The 19,162-nt window shown below is 63.0% G+C and carries 19 protein-coding genes; 4 read left to right on the top strand and 15 right to left on the bottom strand.

Features of this window, described 5'->3' with window-relative positions; all coding sequences use genetic code 11:
* Positions 1-202 precede the first annotated feature (202 nt).
* From EN851_RS26830 to EN851_RS26820, 3 genes are all read right to left on the bottom strand, one after another.
* The gene (locus tag EN851_RS26830) at positions 203-1,234 is read right to left on the bottom strand and encodes an Hsp33 family molecular chaperone (RefSeq protein WP_135930339.1); all 1,032 of its coding nucleotides are present in this window, start codon (positions 1,232-1,234) and stop codon (positions 203-205) included.
* Between the two features lie 129 nt (positions 1,235-1,363).
* Positions 1,364-2,275, bottom strand: a complete 912-nt coding sequence (gene argF / locus EN851_RS26825; RefSeq protein WP_127275612.1) for an ornithine carbamoyltransferase — start codon at positions 2,273-2,275, stop codon at positions 1,364-1,366.
* A gap of 16 nt (positions 2,276-2,291) precedes the next feature.
* Entirely contained in the window at positions 2,292-3,491 is a 1,200-nt protein-coding gene (locus EN851_RS26820; protein ID WP_127275611.1) for an aspartate aminotransferase family protein, read from the bottom strand.
* 356 nt (positions 3,492-3,847) lie between these two features.
* Between EN851_RS26820 and EN851_RS26815 the strand changes: the two genes are divergently transcribed.
* Positions 3,848-4,366 carry a GcrA family cell cycle regulator gene (locus EN851_RS26815; RefSeq protein ID WP_127275610.1) on the top strand — a complete coding sequence of 173 codons (519 nt, stop codon included), beginning with the start codon at positions 3,848-3,850 and terminating at the stop codon, positions 4,364-4,366.
* A 68-nt stretch (positions 4,367-4,434) separates the two neighbouring features.
* On the opposite strand, the gene EN851_RS26810 is transcribed toward EN851_RS26815, so the two are convergent.
* From EN851_RS26810 to EN851_RS26800, 3 genes are all read right to left on the bottom strand, one after another.
* Complete coding sequence (locus EN851_RS26810; protein ID WP_127870775.1) at positions 4,435-5,442, bottom strand: magnesium and cobalt transport protein CorA; 1,008 nt, start codon at positions 5,440-5,442, stop codon at positions 4,435-4,437.
* Positions 5,443-5,535: 93 nt separating this feature from the next.
* Entirely contained in the window at positions 5,536-6,261 is a 726-nt protein-coding gene (gene phoU, locus EN851_RS26805) for a phosphate signaling complex protein PhoU (protein ID WP_127275608.1), read from the bottom strand.
* Positions 6,262-6,377: 116 nt separating this feature from the next.
* Positions 6,378-7,643, bottom strand: coding sequence for an ATP-binding protein (locus tag EN851_RS26800; protein WP_135930338.1), 1,266 nt, complete (start codon positions 7,641-7,643; stop codon positions 6,378-6,380).
* Between the two features lie 155 nt (positions 7,644-7,798).
* Between EN851_RS26800 and ppk2 the strand changes: the two genes are divergently transcribed.
* Positions 7,799-8,707, top strand: a complete 909-nt coding sequence (gene ppk2, locus EN851_RS26795; protein ID WP_127870773.1) for a polyphosphate kinase 2 — start codon at positions 7,799-7,801, stop codon at positions 8,705-8,707.
* Positions 8,708-8,779: 72 nt separating this feature from the next.
* Here ppk2 and EN851_RS26790 read toward each other — a convergent pair whose 3' ends face one another.
* The 3 genes from EN851_RS26790 to EN851_RS26780 form a co-directional block, all read right to left on the bottom strand.
* Entirely contained in the window at positions 8,780-9,529 is a 750-nt protein-coding gene (locus EN851_RS26790) for an enoyl-CoA hydratase-related protein (protein ID WP_127870772.1), read from the bottom strand.
* On the bottom strand, positions 9,526-10,164 hold the full coding sequence (locus tag EN851_RS26785) for an acyl-homoserine-lactone synthase (protein ID WP_127870771.1): 639 nt from the start codon (positions 10,162-10,164) through the stop codon (positions 9,526-9,528). The genes EN851_RS26790 and EN851_RS26785 overlap by 4 nt, the downstream gene beginning before the upstream one ends.
* A 98-nt stretch (positions 10,165-10,262) precedes the next feature.
* Positions 10,263-10,994, bottom strand: coding sequence for a LuxR family transcriptional regulator (locus EN851_RS26780; RefSeq protein WP_127279873.1), 732 nt, complete (start codon positions 10,992-10,994; stop codon positions 10,263-10,265).
* A 259-nt stretch (positions 10,995-11,253) separates the two neighbouring features.
* Between EN851_RS26780 and EN851_RS26775 the strand changes: the two genes are divergently transcribed.
* Positions 11,254-12,102 (top strand): transporter substrate-binding domain-containing protein, encoded by an 849-nt coding sequence (locus tag EN851_RS26775; RefSeq protein ID WP_135930337.1) that lies wholly within the window; start codon positions 11,254-11,256, stop codon positions 12,100-12,102.
* A 69-nt stretch (positions 12,103-12,171) separates the two neighbouring features.
* On the opposite strand, the gene EN851_RS26770 is transcribed toward EN851_RS26775, so the two are convergent.
* On the bottom strand, positions 12,172-12,585 hold the full coding sequence (locus tag EN851_RS26770; protein WP_127279875.1) for a tellurite resistance TerB family protein: 414 nt from the start codon (positions 12,583-12,585) through the stop codon (positions 12,172-12,174).
* A 158-nt stretch (positions 12,586-12,743) separates the two neighbouring features.
* Between EN851_RS26770 and EN851_RS26765 the strand changes: the two genes are divergently transcribed.
* Positions 12,744-14,390, top strand: a complete 1,647-nt coding sequence (locus tag EN851_RS26765) for a lysine--tRNA ligase (protein ID WP_135930336.1) — start codon at positions 12,744-12,746, stop codon at positions 14,388-14,390.
* Here the strand turns inward: EN851_RS26765 and EN851_RS26760 are convergent.
* The 5 genes from EN851_RS26760 to EN851_RS26740 form a co-directional block, all read right to left on the bottom strand.
* On the bottom strand, positions 14,356-15,207 hold the full coding sequence (locus EN851_RS26760; protein ID WP_348630734.1) for a thermonuclease family protein: 852 nt from the start codon (positions 15,205-15,207) through the stop codon (positions 14,356-14,358). The two genes, EN851_RS26765 and EN851_RS26760, sit on opposite strands and share 35 nt — an antisense overlap.
* Before the next feature lie 9 nt (positions 15,208-15,216).
* The gene (locus EN851_RS26755; RefSeq protein ID WP_127280688.1) at positions 15,217-15,852 is read right to left on the bottom strand and encodes a helix-turn-helix transcriptional regulator; all 636 of its coding nucleotides are present in this window, start codon (positions 15,850-15,852) and stop codon (positions 15,217-15,219) included.
* Between the two features lie 144 nt (positions 15,853-15,996).
* Positions 15,997-16,302, bottom strand: coding sequence for a hypothetical protein (locus EN851_RS26750; RefSeq protein WP_127870769.1), 306 nt, complete (start codon positions 16,300-16,302; stop codon positions 15,997-15,999).
* 85 nt (positions 16,303-16,387) lie between these two features.
* Positions 16,388-16,933: a thioesterase family protein gene (locus tag EN851_RS26745; RefSeq protein WP_127280690.1), complete on the bottom strand. Its 546-nt coding sequence runs from the start codon at positions 16,931-16,933 to the stop codon at positions 16,388-16,390.
* A gap of 9 nt (positions 16,934-16,942) precedes the next feature.
* Positions 16,943-19,162, bottom strand: a complete 2,220-nt coding sequence (locus EN851_RS26740) for a 3-hydroxyacyl-CoA dehydrogenase NAD-binding domain-containing protein (RefSeq protein WP_135930335.1) — start codon at positions 19,160-19,162, stop codon at positions 16,943-16,945.

Here is a 19,162-nt window from a genome sequence, read left to right as displayed (position 1 = left end):
AGGAATGGCCGCGAAGCGGACGAAAAGCCAATTGCTTGGCTTTTCGAGTGACGACCGTCCGGCAGGACAATGAGGGCAGCGCCGAGCTTGCGAGAATTTTCTTCAGACAGAGCCAAGGAGCTCCTGTACTAACGCTGGCGCTGCCCCTCATCCGCCTGCCGGCACCTTCTCCCCGTATAGTGACGGGGAGAAGGGACTAGCTTTACTGAGCCGCAAACTCGGCCGGATCGAAGTCGTACTGGGTCGAGCAGAACTCGCAGGCGACGTGGATGCCGCCATCCTCGGTGCTGTCCTTGATCTCCTGCGCGGAGAAGCCCTCGAGGATATCGCGGATCTTGTCCCTGGAGCACGAGCACTGGTCGGTGACGGGGACGCCGCCGAAGACGCGCACGCCATGCTCGTGGAACAAGCGATAGAGCAGCCGCTCGGCGCCGATGGTCGGGTCGATCAGCTCGGTCGGCTCGATGGTGCCCAGCAAGGCGAGGAGTTCCTGCCAGGAATTATCGGCCGGATCGTGGACTTCCGCGCGCGGATCGCCATCGCCGCCCGGCAGGTCCGGGACGCGCATGCGCTCGGGCGATTGCGGCAGGAACTGCGCCAGTATGCCGCCGGCGCGCCACTGCTCGCGCGCACCGCCGATACCGGGCGTCAGCAGCTTGGCGACCGAGAGCCTGATATCCGTCGGGATCTGTTCCGACTGGCGGAAATAGGTGCGCGCCGCGTCTTCCAGCGTTTCGCCGTCGAGCTGGACGATGCCCTGATAGCGCTGCGTATGGGCGCCCTGATCGATGGTCAGCGCCAGCACGCCGCTGCCAAGCAGCGTTTGCTGCGAGGTCTCGCCGGCCGCGACCAGCGCTTCGAGCCGATCCGCGTCGAAACGCGCATAGGCGCGCAGCGCCGAGGGCGTGGAAAAGTCCGCGACCAGCATGTCGACAGGCCCGTCGGTACGGGTCTGCAGGATGAACTTGCCTTCGAACTTGAGCGAGGTGCCGAGCAGCACCGTCAGCACACAGGCTTCCGCCAGCAGGCGGGCGACCGGCTCGGGATAGTCGTGGCGGCCAAGGATGGCGTCGAGCATCGGCCCGAGCTGCACCGTGCGGCCACGCACGTCGAGCGGACCGACTTCGAAGGGAACGACGTGATCGTCGCCGGCGTAGCCGAACTCGCCGAGTTTGGGGTGATGTTCAGTCACTTGATGGCTTTCCAACATGACAAAGCTCCAGGGCGCGGCCATGCGGCCCTGGTGGGCACATGCGTCCAAACGCGCTTGATTTGCGTGATGCGGCGCAGATAGGCATCGCGCCCCCGCAGATCAAGCGCCTGGGCATTTCAGGCGCCAAGACATATCAAGCAACAAGACACATCAAGCACCGAGACACCAGGCAAGCACGGCCTTCTGGGCGTGGAGCCGGTTCTCAGCCTCGTCGAAGACCACCGAATGCGGTCCGTCGATGACCTCGTCGGTTACCTCCTCGCCGCGATGGGCCGGCAGGCAATGCATGAACAGGGCGTCGGGCTTTGCCTTGGCCATCAGCGCCGCGTTGACCTGATAGGGCGAGAAGACATTGTGGCCGCGGGCACGGTGTTCCTGGCCCATCGACACCCAGCAGTCGGTGACGATGCAGTCGGCCTGGTCGACGGCTTCTTCGGGCGAGCGGGTGAAATGCAGCTTGCCGCCATGCGCCTTGGACCAGTCGACATGCTTCTGCGCCGGTTCGCTGCCTTCGGGTACGGCGACGTTGAGATTGAAGCGGAACCGTGCCGAGGCCTCGAGCAGCGAGTGTAGCACGTTGTTGCCGTCGCCGGTCCAGGCAATGGTCTTGCCGGCCACCGGACCGCGATGCTCCTCGAAAGTCATGATGTCGGCCATCAGCTGGCAGGGGTGGGTGTCGTCGGTCAGCCCGTTGATCACCGGAACGGTGGCATTCTCGGTCAACTCTAGCAGCCGCTCGTGCGAGGTGGTGCGGATCATGATGGCGTCGACATAGCGCGACAGCACCTTGGCGGTGTCGGCGATGGTCTCGGAGCGGCCGAGCTGCATCTCGGTGCCGGTCAACATGATGGTCTCGCCGCCAAGCTGGCGCATGCCGACGTCGAAAGAAACGCGCGTGCGCGTCGACGGTTTGTCGAAGATCATGGCCAGCACCTTGCCTTCGAGCGGCTTGGTCCGCTCGCCGGCCCTGAGACGCGCCTTTCGCGTCACCGCATCATCCAGCATGAAGCGCAAATCGCCTTCGGAAACGGTGGAAAGATCGGTGAAATGGCGAACTGACATCAGGAATGGTTCCGGATTACTTCGCGGCGGCGGAGGCAATGGCCTCCGACAGGCCCTTGGCGCCGGCGCGGATGCGGCCGAGCGCTTCGTGAATCTCGGCATCGGTGACGGTCAGCGGCGGCAGCAGGCGAATGACGTTGTCGCCGGCCGGAACCGCCAGCAAATGCTGGTCGCGCAGCGCCATGTTCACCTTGCCGTTGGGCATCGCGCATTTGAGGCCGAGCATCAGCCCGGTGCCCCTGATATCCTCCATCACCTCGGGGAATTCGTCGGCTACCGACGCAAGCCCCTGCTTCATCAGCAGCGCCTTGCGCTGGACATCCTCGAGAAATCCATCTTCCAGCACGACGTCGAGGACGGCGTTGCCGACCGCCATTGCCAGCGGATTGCCGCCGAACGTGGTGCCGTGCACGCCGGCGGTCATGCCGACGGCCGCTTCATCGGTGGCAAGGCAGGCGCCCATCGGGAAGCCGCCGCCAATGCCCTTGGCGATTGCCATGATGTCGGGCGTCACACCCGACCACTCATGCGCGAACAGCTTGCCGGTACGGCCAATGCCGCACTGAACCTCATCGTAGATCAACAACAGGCCGTGCTGCTCGCAGAGCTGCCGCAGACGCTTCAACGACTGTGTCGGTACCGGGCGGATGCCGCCCTCGCCCTGCACCGGCTCGATCAGGATCGCGGCGGTCTCGGGCGTGATCGCTTTTTCAGCGGCGTCGATGTCGTCGAAGCCGACCTGATCGAAGCCTTCGACCTTGGGTCCGAAGCCCTCGAGATATTTGTACTGGCCGCCGGCCGCGATGGTCGCCAGCGTGCGGCCATGGAAGGCGCCTTCGAAGGTGATGATGCGGAAGCGCTCGGGATGTCCCTTGACGAAGTGGTAGCGCCGCGCCGTCTTGATCGCGCATTCCAGCGCCTCGGCGCCGGAATTGGTGAAGAACACCTTGTCGGCGAAGGTGGCATCAGCCAATCGTTCGCCAAGCCGGCTCTGCCCCGGGATCTCATAGAGATTGGAGACGTGCCAGAGCTTCGCCGCCTGTTCGGTAAGGGCCGCGACCAGATGAGGATGGCCGTGGCCAAGCGAATTGACAGCTATGCCGCCGGCGAAATCGAGATATCGCTCGCCCTTGTCGGTAACCAGCCAGGTGCCTTCCCCATGGTCGAAGGCCAGGGGTGCGCGAGCAAAGGTCTCGTAAAGCGCCGAACCGCTCATTATATGCGTCTCCGGTACCGGAAAATCAAAAAAGCCGCCAAAGCGGCGGCCTTCTGTGGCTTATCGTGTTTTTCGGTCATGAAGTCAACGAAAACGTCGCGTAGTGGCGCGCGGCAAGCCCCCTGACGCGACGCCGGCTCATGAGCGACCGGGCAAGTTGGGGAAAACCGAAAAAACCGATTCGTGTTGCACTTGGGACTCTTGTCACCGAGTCAGCGCATAGAGTAGTTGTAGTCGAGAAATAACTAGATTTCGTGCGGCGGACCTAATCACCAGATATATGTGGTGTCTGCCCCAGCAGTGGTGCTGGGTCGGGAAAGGATTCTGATTGCCGCACGCTTATGAGGAGCGCGGTCATGAACTGGACTGACGAGCGGGTAGAACTCTTGAGAAAACTGTGGTCGGAGGGTCTGAGCGCAAGCCAGATTGCCGCTCAGCTTGGAGGGGTCAGCCGCAACGCGGTCATCGGTAAGGTGCACCGGCTGAAACTGTCGGGCCGCGGCCGTGCGACGGCGACGCCGGCACGCCAGAAGAAGGCATCGCAAGGATCGACCGTCCAGAAGTCGGTGGCACGCGCCGCGACCACGGCACGTCATGTCACGACTTCGATCGGCGCGACGGCCCTTCAGACGCAATTCGACGCCGAACCTGTAGCAAGACACTACATTCGCCCGGTCGAGAACGTCGTGGTACCGATCTCACGGCATCTGCAGCTCGTCGAACTGACCGAGCGCACCTGCAAATGGCCGAACGGTGATCCGCTTTCGGAGGACTTCAATTTCTGCGGCAACGAAGCCGCCGAGACCGGTCCCTACTGCAAGTACCATGCCCGCGTGGCGTTCCAGCCAGCGGCGGAGCGGCGCAGGAACCGATAGGGAATAGCCACTGATTGAGCTTCCGCGAGGGGGCAATGCAGTCTTTCCCCTATTCGCTATTTGCTCTTTCACAGCCAGCCGTTCTTCCTGAACCGCCAATACAGGAAGCAGCAGATCAGCGCGATGGTGGCCAGCACCATCGGGTAGCCATATTCCATCTTCAGCTCGGGCATGTCGGTAAAGTTCATGCCGTAGATACCGGCGAATGCGGTTGGCACCGCCAGGATGGCCGCCCACGAGGCGAGTTTCTTGGAGATCGCCGTTTCCTGGCTCTGGCCGACCAGGAGACTGGCCTCGAAGGCGAAGGCCAGCACCTCGCGCAGACTGTCGATTTTCTCCTGGACGGTGCGGATGTGATCCGTCACGTCGCGGAACAGCGGGTGCATGGCCGAATGGATCTGCGGCAGCTCGGCGCTGGTCAGCCGGCGGCAGACTTCCACCAGGGGCAATGCCGCATTGCGCAGGCGCAAGAGGTCGCGGCGCAGCATGTAAAGCCGTTCGATATCGGGGCCGGTCATCGGCTTCAGCAGGACCTTGTCCTCGATCGCCTCGACCTCGTCCTCGATCTGCTCGAGCACGGGCATGTAGTTGTCGACGATGAAGTCGAGAATGGCGTAAAGGACGAAATCCTCGCCCTTGGCCAGCGAGTGCGGGCAGCTTTCCCAGTGCTGGCGCACGGCGGCATAGGATGTCGACGGGCCGTGCCTGACGCTGACGATGTAGCCTGAGCCGACAAACAGATGAGTCTCGCCGAAGGTGACGCGCCCGTCGATCAGCTGCGCCGTGCGGGCGACGATGAACAGCGCATCGCCATATTGCTCGATCTTTGGCCGCTGGTGCGGATGCTCGGCATCCTCGATCGCCAGCTCATGCAGATGAAACTGTGCCTGGACGCGCAGCAGAAGTTCACGGTCGGGTTCAAGCAGCCCGATCCAGACGACGTGTCCCGATTTCTTGGCCCAATCGCCGGCTTCCTCGATTGGAATATCGGCGATGCGGCGCCCGGCGGTATAGACACCGCAGGCAATGATGCCCGATGTCGGCGGCGAGGGCTTGAACTCCCGGACATATTCCATCGCGGCCTCCGAAAGCGTTGCCTTCCCCAGGGAACCAAGCTTATCTCGGGGTAGTTTAGCGCAATATGATCAAGCGTTCGAGAGGACGTGCGTTCACTTCACCGGCAGCGCCGCGGGGAGGCCGATCTTGTCCGTCTTGTCGCTTTTCGGCCGATCGGGCGGCATCTGGTCGCCGGTGACGATGTAGTAGATGGTCTCGGCGATGTTGGTGGCATGATCGCCGATACGCTCGATGTTCTTGGCGCAGAACAGCAGATGCGTACAGGGCGTGATGTTGCGCGGATCTTCCATCATGTAGGTCAGCAATTCGCGAAACAGCGACGTGTACATGGCATCGATCTGGTCGTCTCGGTCGCGCACGAAGCCGATCTTGTCGACCGAACGCGACGCATAGACGTCGAGAACTTCCTTCAGCTGGGTCAGCGCCAGGTTGGCCAGAGCCTCCAGGCCGCGGAAAAGGCTGGTCGGCTGACGGCCGTCGATGACGGCGACCACCCGCTTGGCGACGTTCTTACCGAGGTCGCCGACCCGCTCGAGGTCGGCCGAAATGCGGATGGCGCCGACGATCTCGCGCAGGTCCGTCGCCATCGGCTGGCGCTTGGCGATGATGATGATCGCCTTGTCGTCGATCTCACGCTGCCCCTCATCCAGCACGAGGTCATCGCGAATGACCTTCTGGGCCAATCCCGGATCGGCATTGACCAAGGCGGCGACCGCCTGCTCGACCATGCGCTCGGCATGGCCGCCCATGGCGGCGATGCGCTTGGAGAGATATTTCAGTTCCTCGTCAAAGGCGCTCATTGTGTGAACGGACTGCATGGACGAAATGCCTTCCCACGGGGTGTCTTGATTTTGAGTCGTTTCCTCGAATCCCCGCTGATACGCTAACCGGATGACAGAAAAAAGAAACGGTCCCGTGGAAAACTAGGGCAGTATCAGTGCGCCGGCAAATGGACTGAGAACGCGGCGCCCTTGCCGACCTCGGACCGGATCGTCAGCCTTGCGTTGTGACGCGTCAGAATGTGCTTGACGATCGACAGGCCAAGTCCCGTGCCTTTCTGGGTCCGGCTGGTCTCGACATCGATACGATAGAACCGCTCGGTGATGCGCGGGATATGTTCCTCGGGGATGCCGGGGCCGAAATCCCTGATCGTCACGTCGATGCCTGGCTCGGAGCCGTCATCGCCGCGCGCGATCGACACCACGACGCGGCCGCCCGACTGGCCGTATTTGCAGGCGTTTTCCAAAAGGTTCTCGAAGACCTGGAACAGCTCGTCGCGATCGCCCGGCACATCGAGCGGCCCCTTGGCGAAATCGCGCTCGATGGCGACATTGTTTTCCCGGGCGAGCGGTCCGAGCGAATCGATGACGCTGTCGACGGTCTGGCGCAGATCGACTTCGGTTCCCGGCTTCAGATATGGCTTCATCTCCAGCCGCGACAGCGACAGCAGATCGTCGATCAGGCGCGCCATCCGGCCGGTCTGGTTCTGCATGATCTGGAGGAACTGCTCGCGTGCCGCCGGATCGTTGCGGGCCGGTCCGCGCAGCGTTTCGATGAAGCCCGCGATCGAGGCCAGCGGGGTGCGCAACTCGTGACTGGCGTTGGCGATGAAGTCGGCGCGCATGCGGTCTATGCGTCGCGCCTCGCTCTGGTCCTTGAAGACCAGCACATAGAGGTCAGTGCCATGCCCGACCGATGACGCGCTGACCCGGTAGGCCCGTTCGACAGGCAGTTTCTCGGTGTAATCGACAACATCCGAGGCGACGGTTTCCGACAGCACACTGTCCAGCAGCGCCTGCATTTCCGGCGCCCGGAATTTCAGCGGCAGCGATATGCCGGGCGCGATGCCGCCAAAGGCGGCAAAGGCGGCGGCGTTGGCGTGGACGATGGTGGCGGCCTGGTCGAAGATGATGAGCGGATCGGCGACCGCGGCCGCGAGATATTCCCCCGACAGGCGCTGCAAGCCCATCGCCTCGATTGCCCCGGCGCTCTCGGCGGAATGGCGCACACCGGCCGCCGGCAATATTGCCGCCGCCAGCAACAGCAGCAGAGCCGGTACCAGCACGTAGGCGGAAATACCCGCGAAGCCATAGGCGATCAGAACCGCCACGACCCCGGCCGCAAGCAGCCAGCGGCTGTTCCACAGCCGGGCGGCCATGGCTTGCCCCGTGCCTTTCTGTTCCGCGCCCAGGTCAGTCATTCGCGCGCCCAACCTCCACCGGTCACACGGCGACGGAAACTTCCGCTGGACCGCAAATCAAAAGTGCTACAGCGTCGTTTGCGCGTCCAAATGGACATGCGGCCTGTAGTGGCTCCCAATAGCATGAGTCCAGACACTTAAAAGGGTTCGCCTGCATGAAAAACGCCAAGGAAAATTCCGTCACGCCAACTTCTGGTCCGCTGAACATCAAGATCGGCGGCAAGAAACGGGAGTTCGATATCGAGAATCCCGAGCTTCCGGACTGGGTCGAGGAGAACAAGCTGACCGCGGGCGGGTATCCCTACGACAAGAAGATGAAAAGCGAAGAGTATGACGAGACGCTCGAGAAATTGCAGATCGAGCTGGTCAAGGCGCAAGCCTGGCTGCAGGCGACCGGCAAGCGGGTGATGGCGCTGTTCGAGGGGCGTGACGCTGCCGGCAAGGGCGGTACGATCTTCGTGGTGCGCCAGTACCTCAACCCGCGCACGGCGCGCAACGTCGCGCTGACCAAACCAACCCCGACGGAGCTGGGGCAATGGTACTACCAGCGCTATGCCGACCATTTCCCGACATCGGGCGAATTCGTCACTTTCGACCGCTCCTGGTACAACCGCGCCGGCGTCGAGCCAGTGATGGGTTTTTGCACCCCCGAACAGCATGAGAAGTTTCTCGACGAGACGCCGCATTTCGAACGAATGATCGTCAATGACGGCATCCATTTCTTCAAATTCTGGCTGAACATCGGCCAGGAGACGCAGCTCGAGCGCTTTCACGATCGCCGCTACAGCCCCCTGAAGAGCTGGAAGTTCTCGCCGATAGACATTGCCGGCATCACCAAGTGGGACGATTACACCAAGGCGCGCGACAGCATGTTCGAGCACACCCACAAGGAGTTCGCGCCATGGATCATCGTGCGGGCCAACGACAAGCGCCGCGCGCGGCTGGCGGTGATGCGTCGCATCCTCCTGTCGCTGCCCTACGAGGGGCGCGATCTCGATGTCGTCGGCAAGGAAGACAAGAAGATCATCGGCGAAGGGCCGTCATTCCTCGGCAAGCAGGACTGACGCTTTGGCGCCGCGCGGCCAAAGCCAGCGCGGCGCAGTTGATGGATGTCCTCTTTCCTCAGCCGAGCGGCTCTAGGCCGCCAGGCGCGCGATCCGCTGCAACCGTCGCAGCGTGGCGTCGTCCTGCAGCGCCTGCTGGAACAGCGATATCTCCTCATCGATGCGCTCGCAAAGTGCCGTGGTGTTGCCCTTGAGCAAGCCGCGCGTCTGCAGCAACGCCGCAACCGGCTTTTTGGCCAATTGTCTTGCCCGGCCGAGCGTCGCCTCCTCGACGCTGCCTTCCGGGACGATCTCTGCGACGAGGCCGAGCGCCCTGGCGTCTTCGGCACGGAGCGTGTCGCCGAGGCAGAAGAAGCGGAAAGCTCCGGCATAGCCGAGCTTCTGCGGCGCCAGGATGCTGGTCGCCGCGTCCGGCACCAGGCCGAAATCGACGAACGGCACCCGGAACGTGCTTTTTTCCGACGCGATCACCATGTCGCAATGGAACAGGATGGTGCAACCGACGCCGACGGCGTCGCCGTCGACACAGGCCAGGATGGGCTTCGGAAACGTCGCCAGCATGCGGAACATGTCGGTGACGGCGGCGATCAGCTTCTGATGCTTGGTGGCATCCAGGAATTCGGAAAAGTCGCCGCCAAGGCAGAAACAGCCCGCCAGGCCGCGCAGCACGACGACCCGCACCTCGTCGTTCTCGGCGGCTTCGTGGAACGTCGTGGCAAGGCTCTCATAGGCCCTTCTATCGAGCACCGGCCGGCCGTCATTCGACGATACGGTGACGATCAGAGCGTGGTTGCGCAGTTCAGGCTGCGGGTGCGCGTTCATGATGCCCTCCTTTGGCCGAACATGTCGGGATATCCCCTGGCCAGAACGGGCGCATGATGATTGCGGCGCGACCGCACCACGTCCAGCGTGTGCTCGTTGAAGGTGAGCAGCGTCGCCACGACCTGCTGGGTGCCATAGGTGCGCTGATAGCCGAGCGGCGTCGCCAGGAAGTGCAGTTGCAACGCGCGCAGCACCCACATCGGCTCGAACTCGATGATCACCTTGTCGACGCCGCGCTTCAGACCCCACTCGACGAAACCGGCTATCAACTCCGTGCCGACGGTCGAGACGCCGCGCCGGCCATCGCGAAAACCCGGAGCCACCGCATAGCGGGTCAACTCCCAGATGTTGGGACCCGCCGGCGGCGTTCCCTCGGAGAGATCGGTCAACACCTCGGTCAGCAGATGCGGCCGCGTGGTCGGCAACATCCTCTGATAGCCCGCGACTTCATTGCCCCTGATGACGATCTGATGCACCGCCTCGTCATGATCGAACTGGTCGACCTCAAATCCGTCGGGGCGCCGTAGGTCCTCCCATCCCATTTCCTCGACGAATATCTGATAGCGCAGCCGATGGACGGCCTCCCAGAGATCGGGGCGTTCCATCAATTCCTTGGTCGAAAGACAAAAAAGCATTCCGTAGTCTCCTGTGTTTCAGGGGAAGATACGGCCGTGCTTCGATGCGAAAATTGCGTGATCACGTAGGCGAAAAGTGCTAGGCCGGCACGGCCGACCTAGCTAATGTAGCCGCGCCTTATCGCCTCGGCGACTGCCTGCACCCGGTTGACGGCACCGAGTTTGCTTTTGGCGTTAAGAAGATGTTTCTCCGACGTGTGCTCGGAGATGCCGAGGATTTGCGAAATCTCCCATTCGGACTTGCCGACGGCGGCCCATTGCAGGCACTCGCGTTCGCGCGGCGTCAATTCGATATGGTCGATTATCTTGCCGGCCATGGTGTGGAGTTGCATGGCGCGGCCGACCGCATAGGTCGAGACCAGCGAGACAAGGCCGAACTCGGCCGCCGACAGTTCCACGGCCTCGCCCCCCAGGGACACCATGACGATCTCACCGTCAAGCGTGATCAGAGGGAAGGCGAGCCCGTCACGCAGCTTGAAGGCACCGGCGTCGCCCATCACTTCGCCACTGTTCTTGTCGATGCGAAGGCCCTGGGCGGCTTCCCGCCACTGGAACGGCGCCTGCAACTGCTTCATGTGACTGACGACGGGATCGTGATCGACATAGTTGCGCGCCACATAGCGCTCCAGCCATTCGACCGGCCAATCGCAAAGCAGCACATGCTGCTTTTGCTGACCCGTCGGCGTGCCCGGCTTCGGAACGGTTCCGGCCATCAGCGCGGTCAGGCCGAACTCCGATGTTACGCCCAACAGTTTCTCGCAGACCGCGGCCGCCGTCGCGGCGTGCTGCAGTTGGTCTATGTATTCCAGCGTCCGATCGAACTGACTCATCGCAACATCAACCCCATGTTGCCTCATGCATTAAAGCCCATGGTCCGCGCCTTGCCGGCACTTTGCCACTGACCACGGATTGCAAAGCGCCCGCTTCCGGTTGTGGTTCTCGACCCTGGTACCCCCACCAGGGCAGCCACCGCTTGTTTGCAAACTCAGCGAATCATATCCTGAAATCGAAGCGTTGAAATCAAAAAGCATTGTGCCTGTACCATTTTCGTACCAAAACCGGCACGAGCACGGTGCGGGGAGTTCTATCGTGGCGTTCCAATGGCGGTTCCAGGTCCTGGCAGTGGCGCTCATTGCGGCACTGGCTTGGATTCCCGGGGCGCGCGCGGAGCCCCAGGTACCGGTGCTGTGGGACGCCAAGGAGCGGCTGCCCAAGCCGGACCTTTCGGCACTGCCGCGGCTGCGGTTCCTGACGACCACGGATTTTCCGCCCTTCAATTTCCTCGACGGCGCGGGAAAGCTGTCGGGTTTCCATATCGACCTGGCGCGCGCCATCTGCGCGGAGCTCGGCATCGTCGACAAGTGCCAGATCCAGGCGCTGCCCTGGGCGGAGCTTCAAGGCGCGATCGGGAAAGGCGAAGGCGAAGCGATCATCGCCGGCATTGCCGCAACGCCGCAGTCGCGCCAGACATACGCCTTCTCGCGCGCCTACCTGCAGTTCCCGGCGCGCTTCATCATGCCGAAGAACAAGGCGCTGGCGGAACCGATCTTCGATAAATCGCACGGCAAGCGCGTCGGGGTGATATCAGGCTCGGCGCATGAACGCATGCTGCGCGACTATTTCAGCACGGTCCAGGTGGTTCCCTTCGACAAGCCGGAAGCCCTCTATGGCGATCTGAAGGCCGGCAAGATCGATGCGGCCTTCGGTGATGGCATGCGCTTCGCCTTCTGGCTCGGAGGCTCCGACGCGGCCGGCTGCTGCCGCTTTGCCGGCGGCCCCTATCTGGCGCCCGAATATCTGGGCACCGGCATGGCGATCGCCACGCGAGCGGACAATCCGGCACTGGCCGCGGCCCTCGACTACGCGCTGCAGGAGATTTCGATGAAAGGCACCTTCGCCGAATTCTACCTGCGCTATTTCCCGGTCAGCTTTTTCTGATCCGGCCCGGTCAGCTTTTTTCTGATCCGGCCCGGTCAGCTTTTTTCTGATCCGGCGTAATGCTCGCCTTCAGGTGAGCGTGCGAAGCCGCGCCTTGGCCGCACGGCCGATGGCCGCCACGGTCAACGTGTCGAGATCGAGCTGGCGGCGGATCAACTGCAGCACCCGCACTTCCTCCATGCGCATTTCGAGATCGATGGCAGCCACTTCGAAGGCCGCCGCATAGGCGGTGTCGCGCAATCGCTCCGGCAGCGCCTCGGCAACCTGGGTGAGGACACCCTCCAGGCCATCCTTTTCATGCAACAGCTTCTGACAAGCCTGAGCCACGGCAACCAGCCGGTCCTGCTTGAAATCCTCGAACACCGGCCACGAGCGGACGACCTCGCCGATCCTGGCCAGTTCGACATCGGTCATGTCACGGTCGGAGGCCGATGTGATGACCATCAGGTAGATCAGCGCTTCGTGCGGGGTGGGCGACGGCATTCTTTACTCCTTGGACGGGCTTCGAAGGTAGGAAGGGGAGCCTGAGGCCGCAAGGAAAAAGCGCCCCACGCGTTGACGCTCCGGCCATGCGCGCCTAGAGACCGGTTGAAAATCGACACTTGCAGCCCGAGCGGCGAATAATTTTGGAAAACAGGACCATGGCGGGATCAAACATCATCGATCTCAATCCCGAACTGCTGGCGGCGGCGGCCGAGAGCAAGGCGTGGCCGTTCGAGGAAGCCAAAAAAATCATCGAACGCTACAAGGGCGCCGACTTTCCCGAAACGATCCTGTTCGAAACCGGCTATGGACCGTCGGGCCTGCCGCATATCGGCACGTTCGGCGAAGTGGCGCGCACCTCCATGGTGCGCCATGCGTTCCGCGTGCTGACGCAGGACAAGGTCGCGACCAAGCTGCTGTGTTTTTCGGACGACATGGACGGCATGCGCAAGATACCCGACAGCGTGCCGGATCGAGCGGCGCTCGAGCCGTATCTGCACAAGCCGCTGTCATCGGTGCCCAACCCCTTCGGCGGCGACTTTGCGAGCTTCGCCGACCACAACAATGCGATGCTCTGCCGCTTCCTCGACACGTTCGGCTTCGACTACGAATTCGCCAGCGCGACGCAATATTACAAGTCAGGCCGCTTCGATGCGATGCTGTTGCGCGCCGCCGAACGCTACGACCAGATCATGGCGGTGATGTTGGCGACGCTCGGGCCGGAGCGGCAGGCGACATACAGCCCCTTCCTGCCGATTTCGCCGAAGAGCGGGCGCGTGCTTTACGTTCCCATGAAGCATGTCGACGCCAAGGCCGGCACCATCACCTTCGACGATGAAGGCACCGAAACCACGCTGCCGGTCACCGGCGGCAGAGTGAAGCTGCAGTGGAAGCCGGATTTCGGCATGCGCTGGGCGGCCCTCGGCGTCGATTTCGAGATGTTCGGCAAGGACCACCAGACCAATGCGGTGGTCTATGACCGCATCTGCAACATACTGGGCGGGCGGGCGCCGGAGCATTTCGTCTACGAGTTGTTCCTCGACGAGAACGGCCAGAAGATCTCCAAGTCGAAGGGCAACGGCCTGACCATCGACGAATGGCTAACCTATGCGCCGACCGAGAGCCTGGGGCTCTATATGTACCAGCGGCCCAGGCAGGCGAAGAAGCTCTATTTCGACGTCATCCCGCGGGCGGTCGACGAATACTACACTTTCCTCGCGGCCTATCCCCGCCAAGAGTGGAAGGAGCGGCTGGGCAACCCGGTCTGGCATATGCATGACGGCAATCCGCCCGCCATCGACATGCCGGTGCCGTTCTCGCTGCTGCTCAACCTGGTCAGCGCCTCCAATGCGCAAAACAAGGATGTGCTGTGGGGCTTCATCTCGCGCCATGTTCAGGGCGTGACCCCCGCCTCCCATCCCGAGCTCGACCGGCTGACGGGCTATGCGATCCGCTATTTCGACGATTTCGTGAAGCCGACGAAGACCTTTCGCCCGGCCGACGAGGTCGAACGCGAAGCGCTGGTGGCTCTCGAAAAGGCGCTTGCCGACTTGCCGACGGACGCCGGCGGCGAGGCGATCCAGAACGCCTCGCTCAACGTGGCGCGCAAGATCGAACGCTACCAGGATCATTCCAAGCAGAGCCCAGAAGGCGGCCCCGGCGTTTCAGGCGCCTTCTTCCAGATGATCTATCAGGTGCTGATTGGCCAGGAACGCGGCCCACGCTTCGGATCCTTCGCCGCGCTCTACGGCGTCACCGAGACCCGCTCGCTCATTCAGAAGGCGTTGGCTGGTCAGCTTGCTTGAGGACGCCGCCATCCTCTTCCAGGATCGAACCCGGCGCCTGAGGCGCCGGGGCGGTGGCGGCCGGCGCCGCCGGGATGCCGGCTAGGTTCGGCGCCGGTCCGAAAATACCTTTCTTCGCACTTTGTGCCTTGTCACCGGCTTCCACATAGGGCCCGCCCTTGGCGGCGCGCGCCCAGCCGTTTTCGACCAGCCATTGACCGACATCCTGCTTGCCTATCCGGCACTCCGCGGCAATCAGGTCGCGACCACCTTCCGGCGGCACCAGGCAAACCACCGCGCGGCCGCGCAGCAAGGAACGGAATGCCGTGCGGGCACGGACGCCGCACGGCCAGGATTTGCCATCGGTGGTGCAGGTCTCGTCCTGCCCGACGACATCGATGCCGGAAATGGCGACCGAATAGCCTTTCGCCTCGATCAGGCCGGCGGCCGGGGCGACCGGCTGGAACAGCTTTGTGCCGTGCCAGTCGTCGGGCATCTTCGGCTTGGGCGGCACGGCGAGCGCCAGCTTGCTCAGCGGCGCGCGCGGCTCGACCCGCTCGGGCTCCCCGGCGGGCATTTCTGGCGGCGTGATGACATCCGGATCGATCGCCCGCGAATGCACCGCCGGCTTTGGCGGCTGCGATGCAGGTATGGCGGAGGTGGCAGGTTCTTCCGGCACCGTCCCGGCGTCAGCCTGGGGGAGCGTATCGGCGCCGGGATCGATCTGGTCCAACGCAACAGTGCTTTCGCTGCCCTTCAGCGTGCGTCCGCCGGCAACGACCAGTGCCGCCATCGCCGGAACCATCAGAACCGCCAGGACAAGATGAGGAAGTCGCACCCGTTGCACCTATTGGCTTGCCCAGACGATCCGCGCCACCCATTCGACCTCGCGCATTGGGATGTCGCGATCCGGATGCTCCGGATTGAGCGAGACCAGCGCGATCGACTTGACGGTCTGTCGCTCGAGCACCTTGGCCATCACCTCACCTGATGTCGTCTTGACGACGACGCGATCGCCCTTGCGCGTGGCGGCGCCCGGCTCGACGATGAGGACGTCGCCGTTGCGGTAGAGCGGCAGCATGGAATCGCCCTGCACCTGCAGCGCATAGGAACTTTCGGTCGATTGCGCCGGCAATTCGACGAGCTCCCAGCCCTGCCCCGCCGGAAAGCCGGCATCGTCGAAGAAGCCGCCGGCGCCTGCCTGGGCAAAGCCGAGCAACGGCACGGCGCGCCGGCTGGCGGGCGATGCGCCCCGGCCTTCGATCAGTCCCGTGAATTCGTCCAGCGAAGCGCCGGTCGCCTCGATGATCTTGGCCAGCGATTCGGTCGAAGGCCAGCGCGGCCGGCCGTCCGAGGACAGGCGTTTCGATTTGTTGAAGGCGGTCGAATCCAGTCCCGCGCGCCTTGCCAGACCCGACGCCGAAAGCGAATAGCGCTCGGCAAGAGCATCGATGGCAGCCCAGACGCGGTCGTGCGAGAGCATGACGTGCTCTCCTTCGAAACAGGAAAAAATGCCTCTTCCTGTCTAACGCGCAACGGCTGCGTTGTCCACCAGCGTGGCCGGCGGATCACGAACAAAGCTGTGTGCCGCAACAACGGCACGGTCATGGCCAAAGCCGCGGATAAGCTATCCGGCCAATGCCGCCATCGCCCTCGGCAGACCCTTCTTCAGCTCGTCGACGTTCATTACCGGGATCATCTCGACGGTGGCATTGAAGGCGAAGAAGAACCGCTCGGCGACATAGGGCATGTCCGAACTGTCCTTTACCTCGAGGAAAAGGTAGGCCGTCCGCCAACCACCGTCAGCGGTAAAATAGGCAGCCTCCGGCTTGAGGTCGGACAGGGTATGCTCGATGAACTTGCCCATGCTGCCTTCCTTGATCGCCTTGTTGCCCTCCTCGGCCGGGATGGACACTCTCAGCATCATACGCATGATGACTACTCCTCCGCCAACATTATGTTAGCGAAAACTAATGTATCATCCGCACCTGGCTTGGGAAAGTCGATCGACGGGTTGATCAGCCGGACAATTTGGCGAGACCGCGCAGCCCTTGGTGCGAGGTCATGAAAATCCGTTCCGCCTCTGTCGGCGGACGCGGGTTCACCGCCCGGCCAAGTGCGGCGACAACCTCGTCAATGTCGAGGAAGCGGCGCGCCTTGCGGTCGTAGACGCCGGCCGTCGTCAGGATCAAAGCGGCCGTCTCGCCATTGTCCAGGACGAAACGGTGTTTGCCGATGACCTGGGTGCCTTCCCAGGTCTCGATCGAGGACACCACCTCGAAACGGCGCCACAGCCTGATCTCGCGGGCATAGACCACCTGCAGCCCGCCCATCATCGGCGCCCAGCCATTCTTCCGCGCCAGCCTGATCAAGCCGGCACGGACGAACAGGTCGATGCGGCCGAGATCGGCCAGCATCATGTAGCGCGCATTGTTGAGATGGACGTTGAAGTCGATGTCGGTCGGCAGGCAGCGAAAGGCCAGCCGGCCTTCACCAGCCATCACATAGGGGCCACGGCTACGCGCCGTGGCCAGCATGCGCGCCATGCGCGCCCAGACATACATGGCGCGATATCAGGCGGCCTGCTTCACGTCGCCCTTGGCATAGGGATCGAAGCGTTCGTAGAAGGTCTCACCTTTTTCGGCCATGTCGAGGAGCAGCTTGGGCGCCTTGAACTCGGCGCCGTACTTCTTCTGCAGCCCCTTGGCGATCTTGACGAACAGCTTGGCGCCGATCCCGTCGATATAGGACAGTGCGCCGCCGGTATAGGGCGCGAAGCCGAAGGCCAGGATCGAGCCGACATCGGCTTCGCGCGGGTCGGTGACGATACCCTCTTCCATCACCCGTGCCGCTTCGAGCGCGATGGTGACCAGCAGGCGCTGCTGCAGCTCCTCATAGTCGACCTTCTCGGGCGCGAGCTGCGGATAGAGGTCCTTCAACCCCGGCCACAGCTTCTTCTTGGCGGGCTTGGCCGGATAGTCGTAAAAACCCTTGCCGTTCTTGCGGCCGAAACGGCCGTGGTCGTCGACCATTGTGTTGATCAGCGCCATCTGCCTGGGGTCGACGGCCTTGTCGCCGAGATCCCTGATGGTCTGCTTCATGATCTTCTGGGCGAGGTCAATGGCCGTCTCGTCGGTCAGCGCCAAGGGACCGACCGGCATGCCGGCGGCCTTCGCCGCATTCTCGATCATCGGCGCGGGCACGCCCTCGATCAGCATCTTGTAGGCTTCCGACATGTAACGCAGCACGCAGCGGTTGACGTAGAAGCCGCGCGTGTCGTTGACGACGATCGGCGTCTTCTTGATGGCGCGCACGAAGTCGATCGCCGTGGCCAGCGCCTTGTCGCCGGTCTTCTTGCCGAGGATGATCTCGACCAGCATCATCTTGTCGACCGGCGAGAAGAAGTGGATGCCGATGAAATTCTTCGGCCGCGCCGAATTCTTGGCGAGGCCGGTGATCGGAATGGTCGAGGTGTTGGAGGCGAAGATCGCCGACGACTTCAGCACGGCCTCGGCCTGTTCGGTGGCGTTCTTCTTGACACCGGAATCCTCGAACACCGCTTCGACGACAAGATCGCAGCCGGCGAGGTCCGCATAGTCCGCCGTCGGCGTGATCAGCGACAGGAGCTTGTCCTTCTCCTCGGGCTTGGCGCGGCCCTTCTTGACCTGGTCCGAGACCAGGCTGTCGGAATGCGCCTTGCCCTTCTGCGCCGAGTCCATATCCCGATCGAGCAGAACCACCGGAATGCCGGCCTTGGCGGTGACATAGGCAATGCCCGCGCCCATGAAGCCGGCGCCGAGGATGCCGATCTTCCTGAACTTGGTGTCCGGCACGCCGGTCGGGCGGCGCGCGCCCTTGTTCAGCTCCTGCAGCGACACGAACAGCGAACGGATCATCGCCGCCGCTTCCTTCGTCTGCATGATCTCGGTGAAATAGCGCTGCTCGATCCTGAGCGCGGTGTCGAAGGGCACCAGCAGGCCCTCATAGACACATTTGAGGATCGCCGCGGCGGCCGGGTAATTGCCATGGGTCTCGCGGCGCAGGATGGCGATGGCAGGCGGCCACAGATTGGCGCCGGCGGCAGAATAAACCGGCCCGCCGGGCAGCTTGAAACCCTTCTCATCCCACGGCGCCACCGGCTTGAGGCCGTTCCTGATCATCGCCTTTGCGGTCTCGACCAGCTTGGCCGGTTCGGCGACCTCATGGATCAGGCCCATCGACTTCGCCTTTTGCGGCGTGAGATTCTGGCCGGAGGTCAGCATCTGCAGCGCCTGCTGCTGGTCGGTCAGCCTCGGCACGCGCTGGGTGCCGCCGGCGCCGGGGAAGATGCCGATCTTCACCTCGGGCAGCGCCATCTTCACCTTGTCCGAGTCGGCGGCGACGCGGCCGTGGCAGGCGAGCGACATTTCGAAGGCGCCGCCCATGCAGGTGCCGTTGATCGCCGAGACCCATGGCTTGCCACAGGTTTCCAGCTTGCGGAACAGGCCGGTCATCATGCCGGCATTGTCGAACAGCGCCTTGGTCGCCTTTCCGGCATCCTTCTCCTTTTCGGCGGCGAAGCTGGTCAGCATCTTCTGCAGCAGCGTGATGTCGGCGCCGCCGGAGAACGTATCCTTGCCGGAGGTGATGACCGCGCCCTTGATCGCCGCGTCGCCGGCGACCTGGTCGACGATGGCGTTCAATTCGCGCATCGCCTCTTCGGTGAAGACGTTCATCGACCGGCCGGGCATGTCCCAGGTGATCAGCGCGATGCCGTCGGCGTCGATGTCGAGGGTGAAATTGGTGTAGCTCAT

The sequence above is a fragment of the Mesorhizobium sp. M8A.F.Ca.ET.208.01.1.1 genome, assembly GCF_004791315.1.
In the GTDB taxonomy this organism is placed as follows: domain Bacteria; phylum Pseudomonadota; class Alphaproteobacteria; order Rhizobiales; family Rhizobiaceae; genus Mesorhizobium.
The sequence above is the reverse complement of the archived record's forward strand: the minus strand, read 5'-3'. Positions and strand labels throughout refer to the sequence as shown.

Bases quoted from the DNA above. Each gene is read 5' to 3' on its own strand.
- EN851_RS26830 (WP_135930339.1), bottom strand. From the start codon at position 1,234: ATGGCCGCGCCCTGGAGCTTTGTCATGTTGGAAAGCCATCAAGTGACT.
- argF (WP_127275612.1), bottom strand. From the start codon at position 2,275: ATGTCAGTTCGCCATTTCACCGATCTTTCCACCGTTTCCGAAGGCGAT.
- EN851_RS26820 (WP_127275611.1), bottom strand. From the start codon at position 3,491: ATGAGCGGTTCGGCGCTTTACGAGACCTTTGCTCGCGCACCCCTGGCC.
- EN851_RS26815 (WP_127275610.1), top strand. From the start codon at position 3,848: ATGAACTGGACTGACGAGCGGGTAGAACTCTTGAGAAAACTGTGGTCG.
- EN851_RS26810 (WP_127870775.1), bottom strand. From the start codon at position 5,442: ATGGAATATGTCCGGGAGTTCAAGCCCTCGCCGCCGACATCGGGCATC.
- phoU (WP_127275608.1), bottom strand. From the start codon at position 6,261: ATGCAGTCCGTTCACACAATGAGCGCCTTTGACGAGGAACTGAAATAT.
- EN851_RS26800 (WP_135930338.1), bottom strand. From the start codon at position 7,643: ATGACTGACCTGGGCGCGGAACAGAAAGGCACGGGGCAAGCCATGGCC.
- ppk2 (WP_127870773.1), top strand. From the start codon at position 7,799: ATGAAAAACGCCAAGGAAAATTCCGTCACGCCAACTTCTGGTCCGCTG.
- EN851_RS26790 (WP_127870772.1), bottom strand. From the start codon at position 9,529: ATGAACGCGCACCCGCAGCCTGAACTGCGCAACCACGCTCTGATCGTC.
- EN851_RS26785 (WP_127870771.1), bottom strand. From the start codon at position 10,164: ATGCTTTTTTGTCTTTCGACCAAGGAATTGATGGAACGCCCCGATCTC.
- EN851_RS26780 (WP_127279873.1), bottom strand. From the start codon at position 10,994: ATGAGTCAGTTCGATCGGACGCTGGAATACATAGACCAACTGCAGCAC.
- EN851_RS26770 (WP_127279875.1), bottom strand. From the start codon at position 12,585: ATGCCGTCGCCCACCCCGCACGAAGCGCTGATCTACCTGATGGTCATC.
- EN851_RS26765 (WP_135930336.1), top strand. From the start codon at position 12,744: ATGGCGGGATCAAACATCATCGATCTCAATCCCGAACTGCTGGCGGCG.
- EN851_RS26755 (WP_127280688.1), bottom strand. From the start codon at position 15,852: ATGCTCTCGCACGACCGCGTCTGGGCTGCCATCGATGCTCTTGCCGAG.
- EN851_RS26750 (WP_127870769.1), bottom strand. From the start codon at position 16,302: ATGCGTATGATGCTGAGAGTGTCCATCCCGGCCGAGGAGGGCAACAAG.
- EN851_RS26745 (WP_127280690.1), bottom strand. From the start codon at position 16,933: ATGTATGTCTGGGCGCGCATGGCGCGCATGCTGGCCACGGCGCGTAGC.
- EN851_RS26740 (WP_135930335.1), bottom strand. From the start codon at position 19,162: ATGAGCTACACCAATTTCACCCTCGACATCGACGCCGACGGCATCGCG.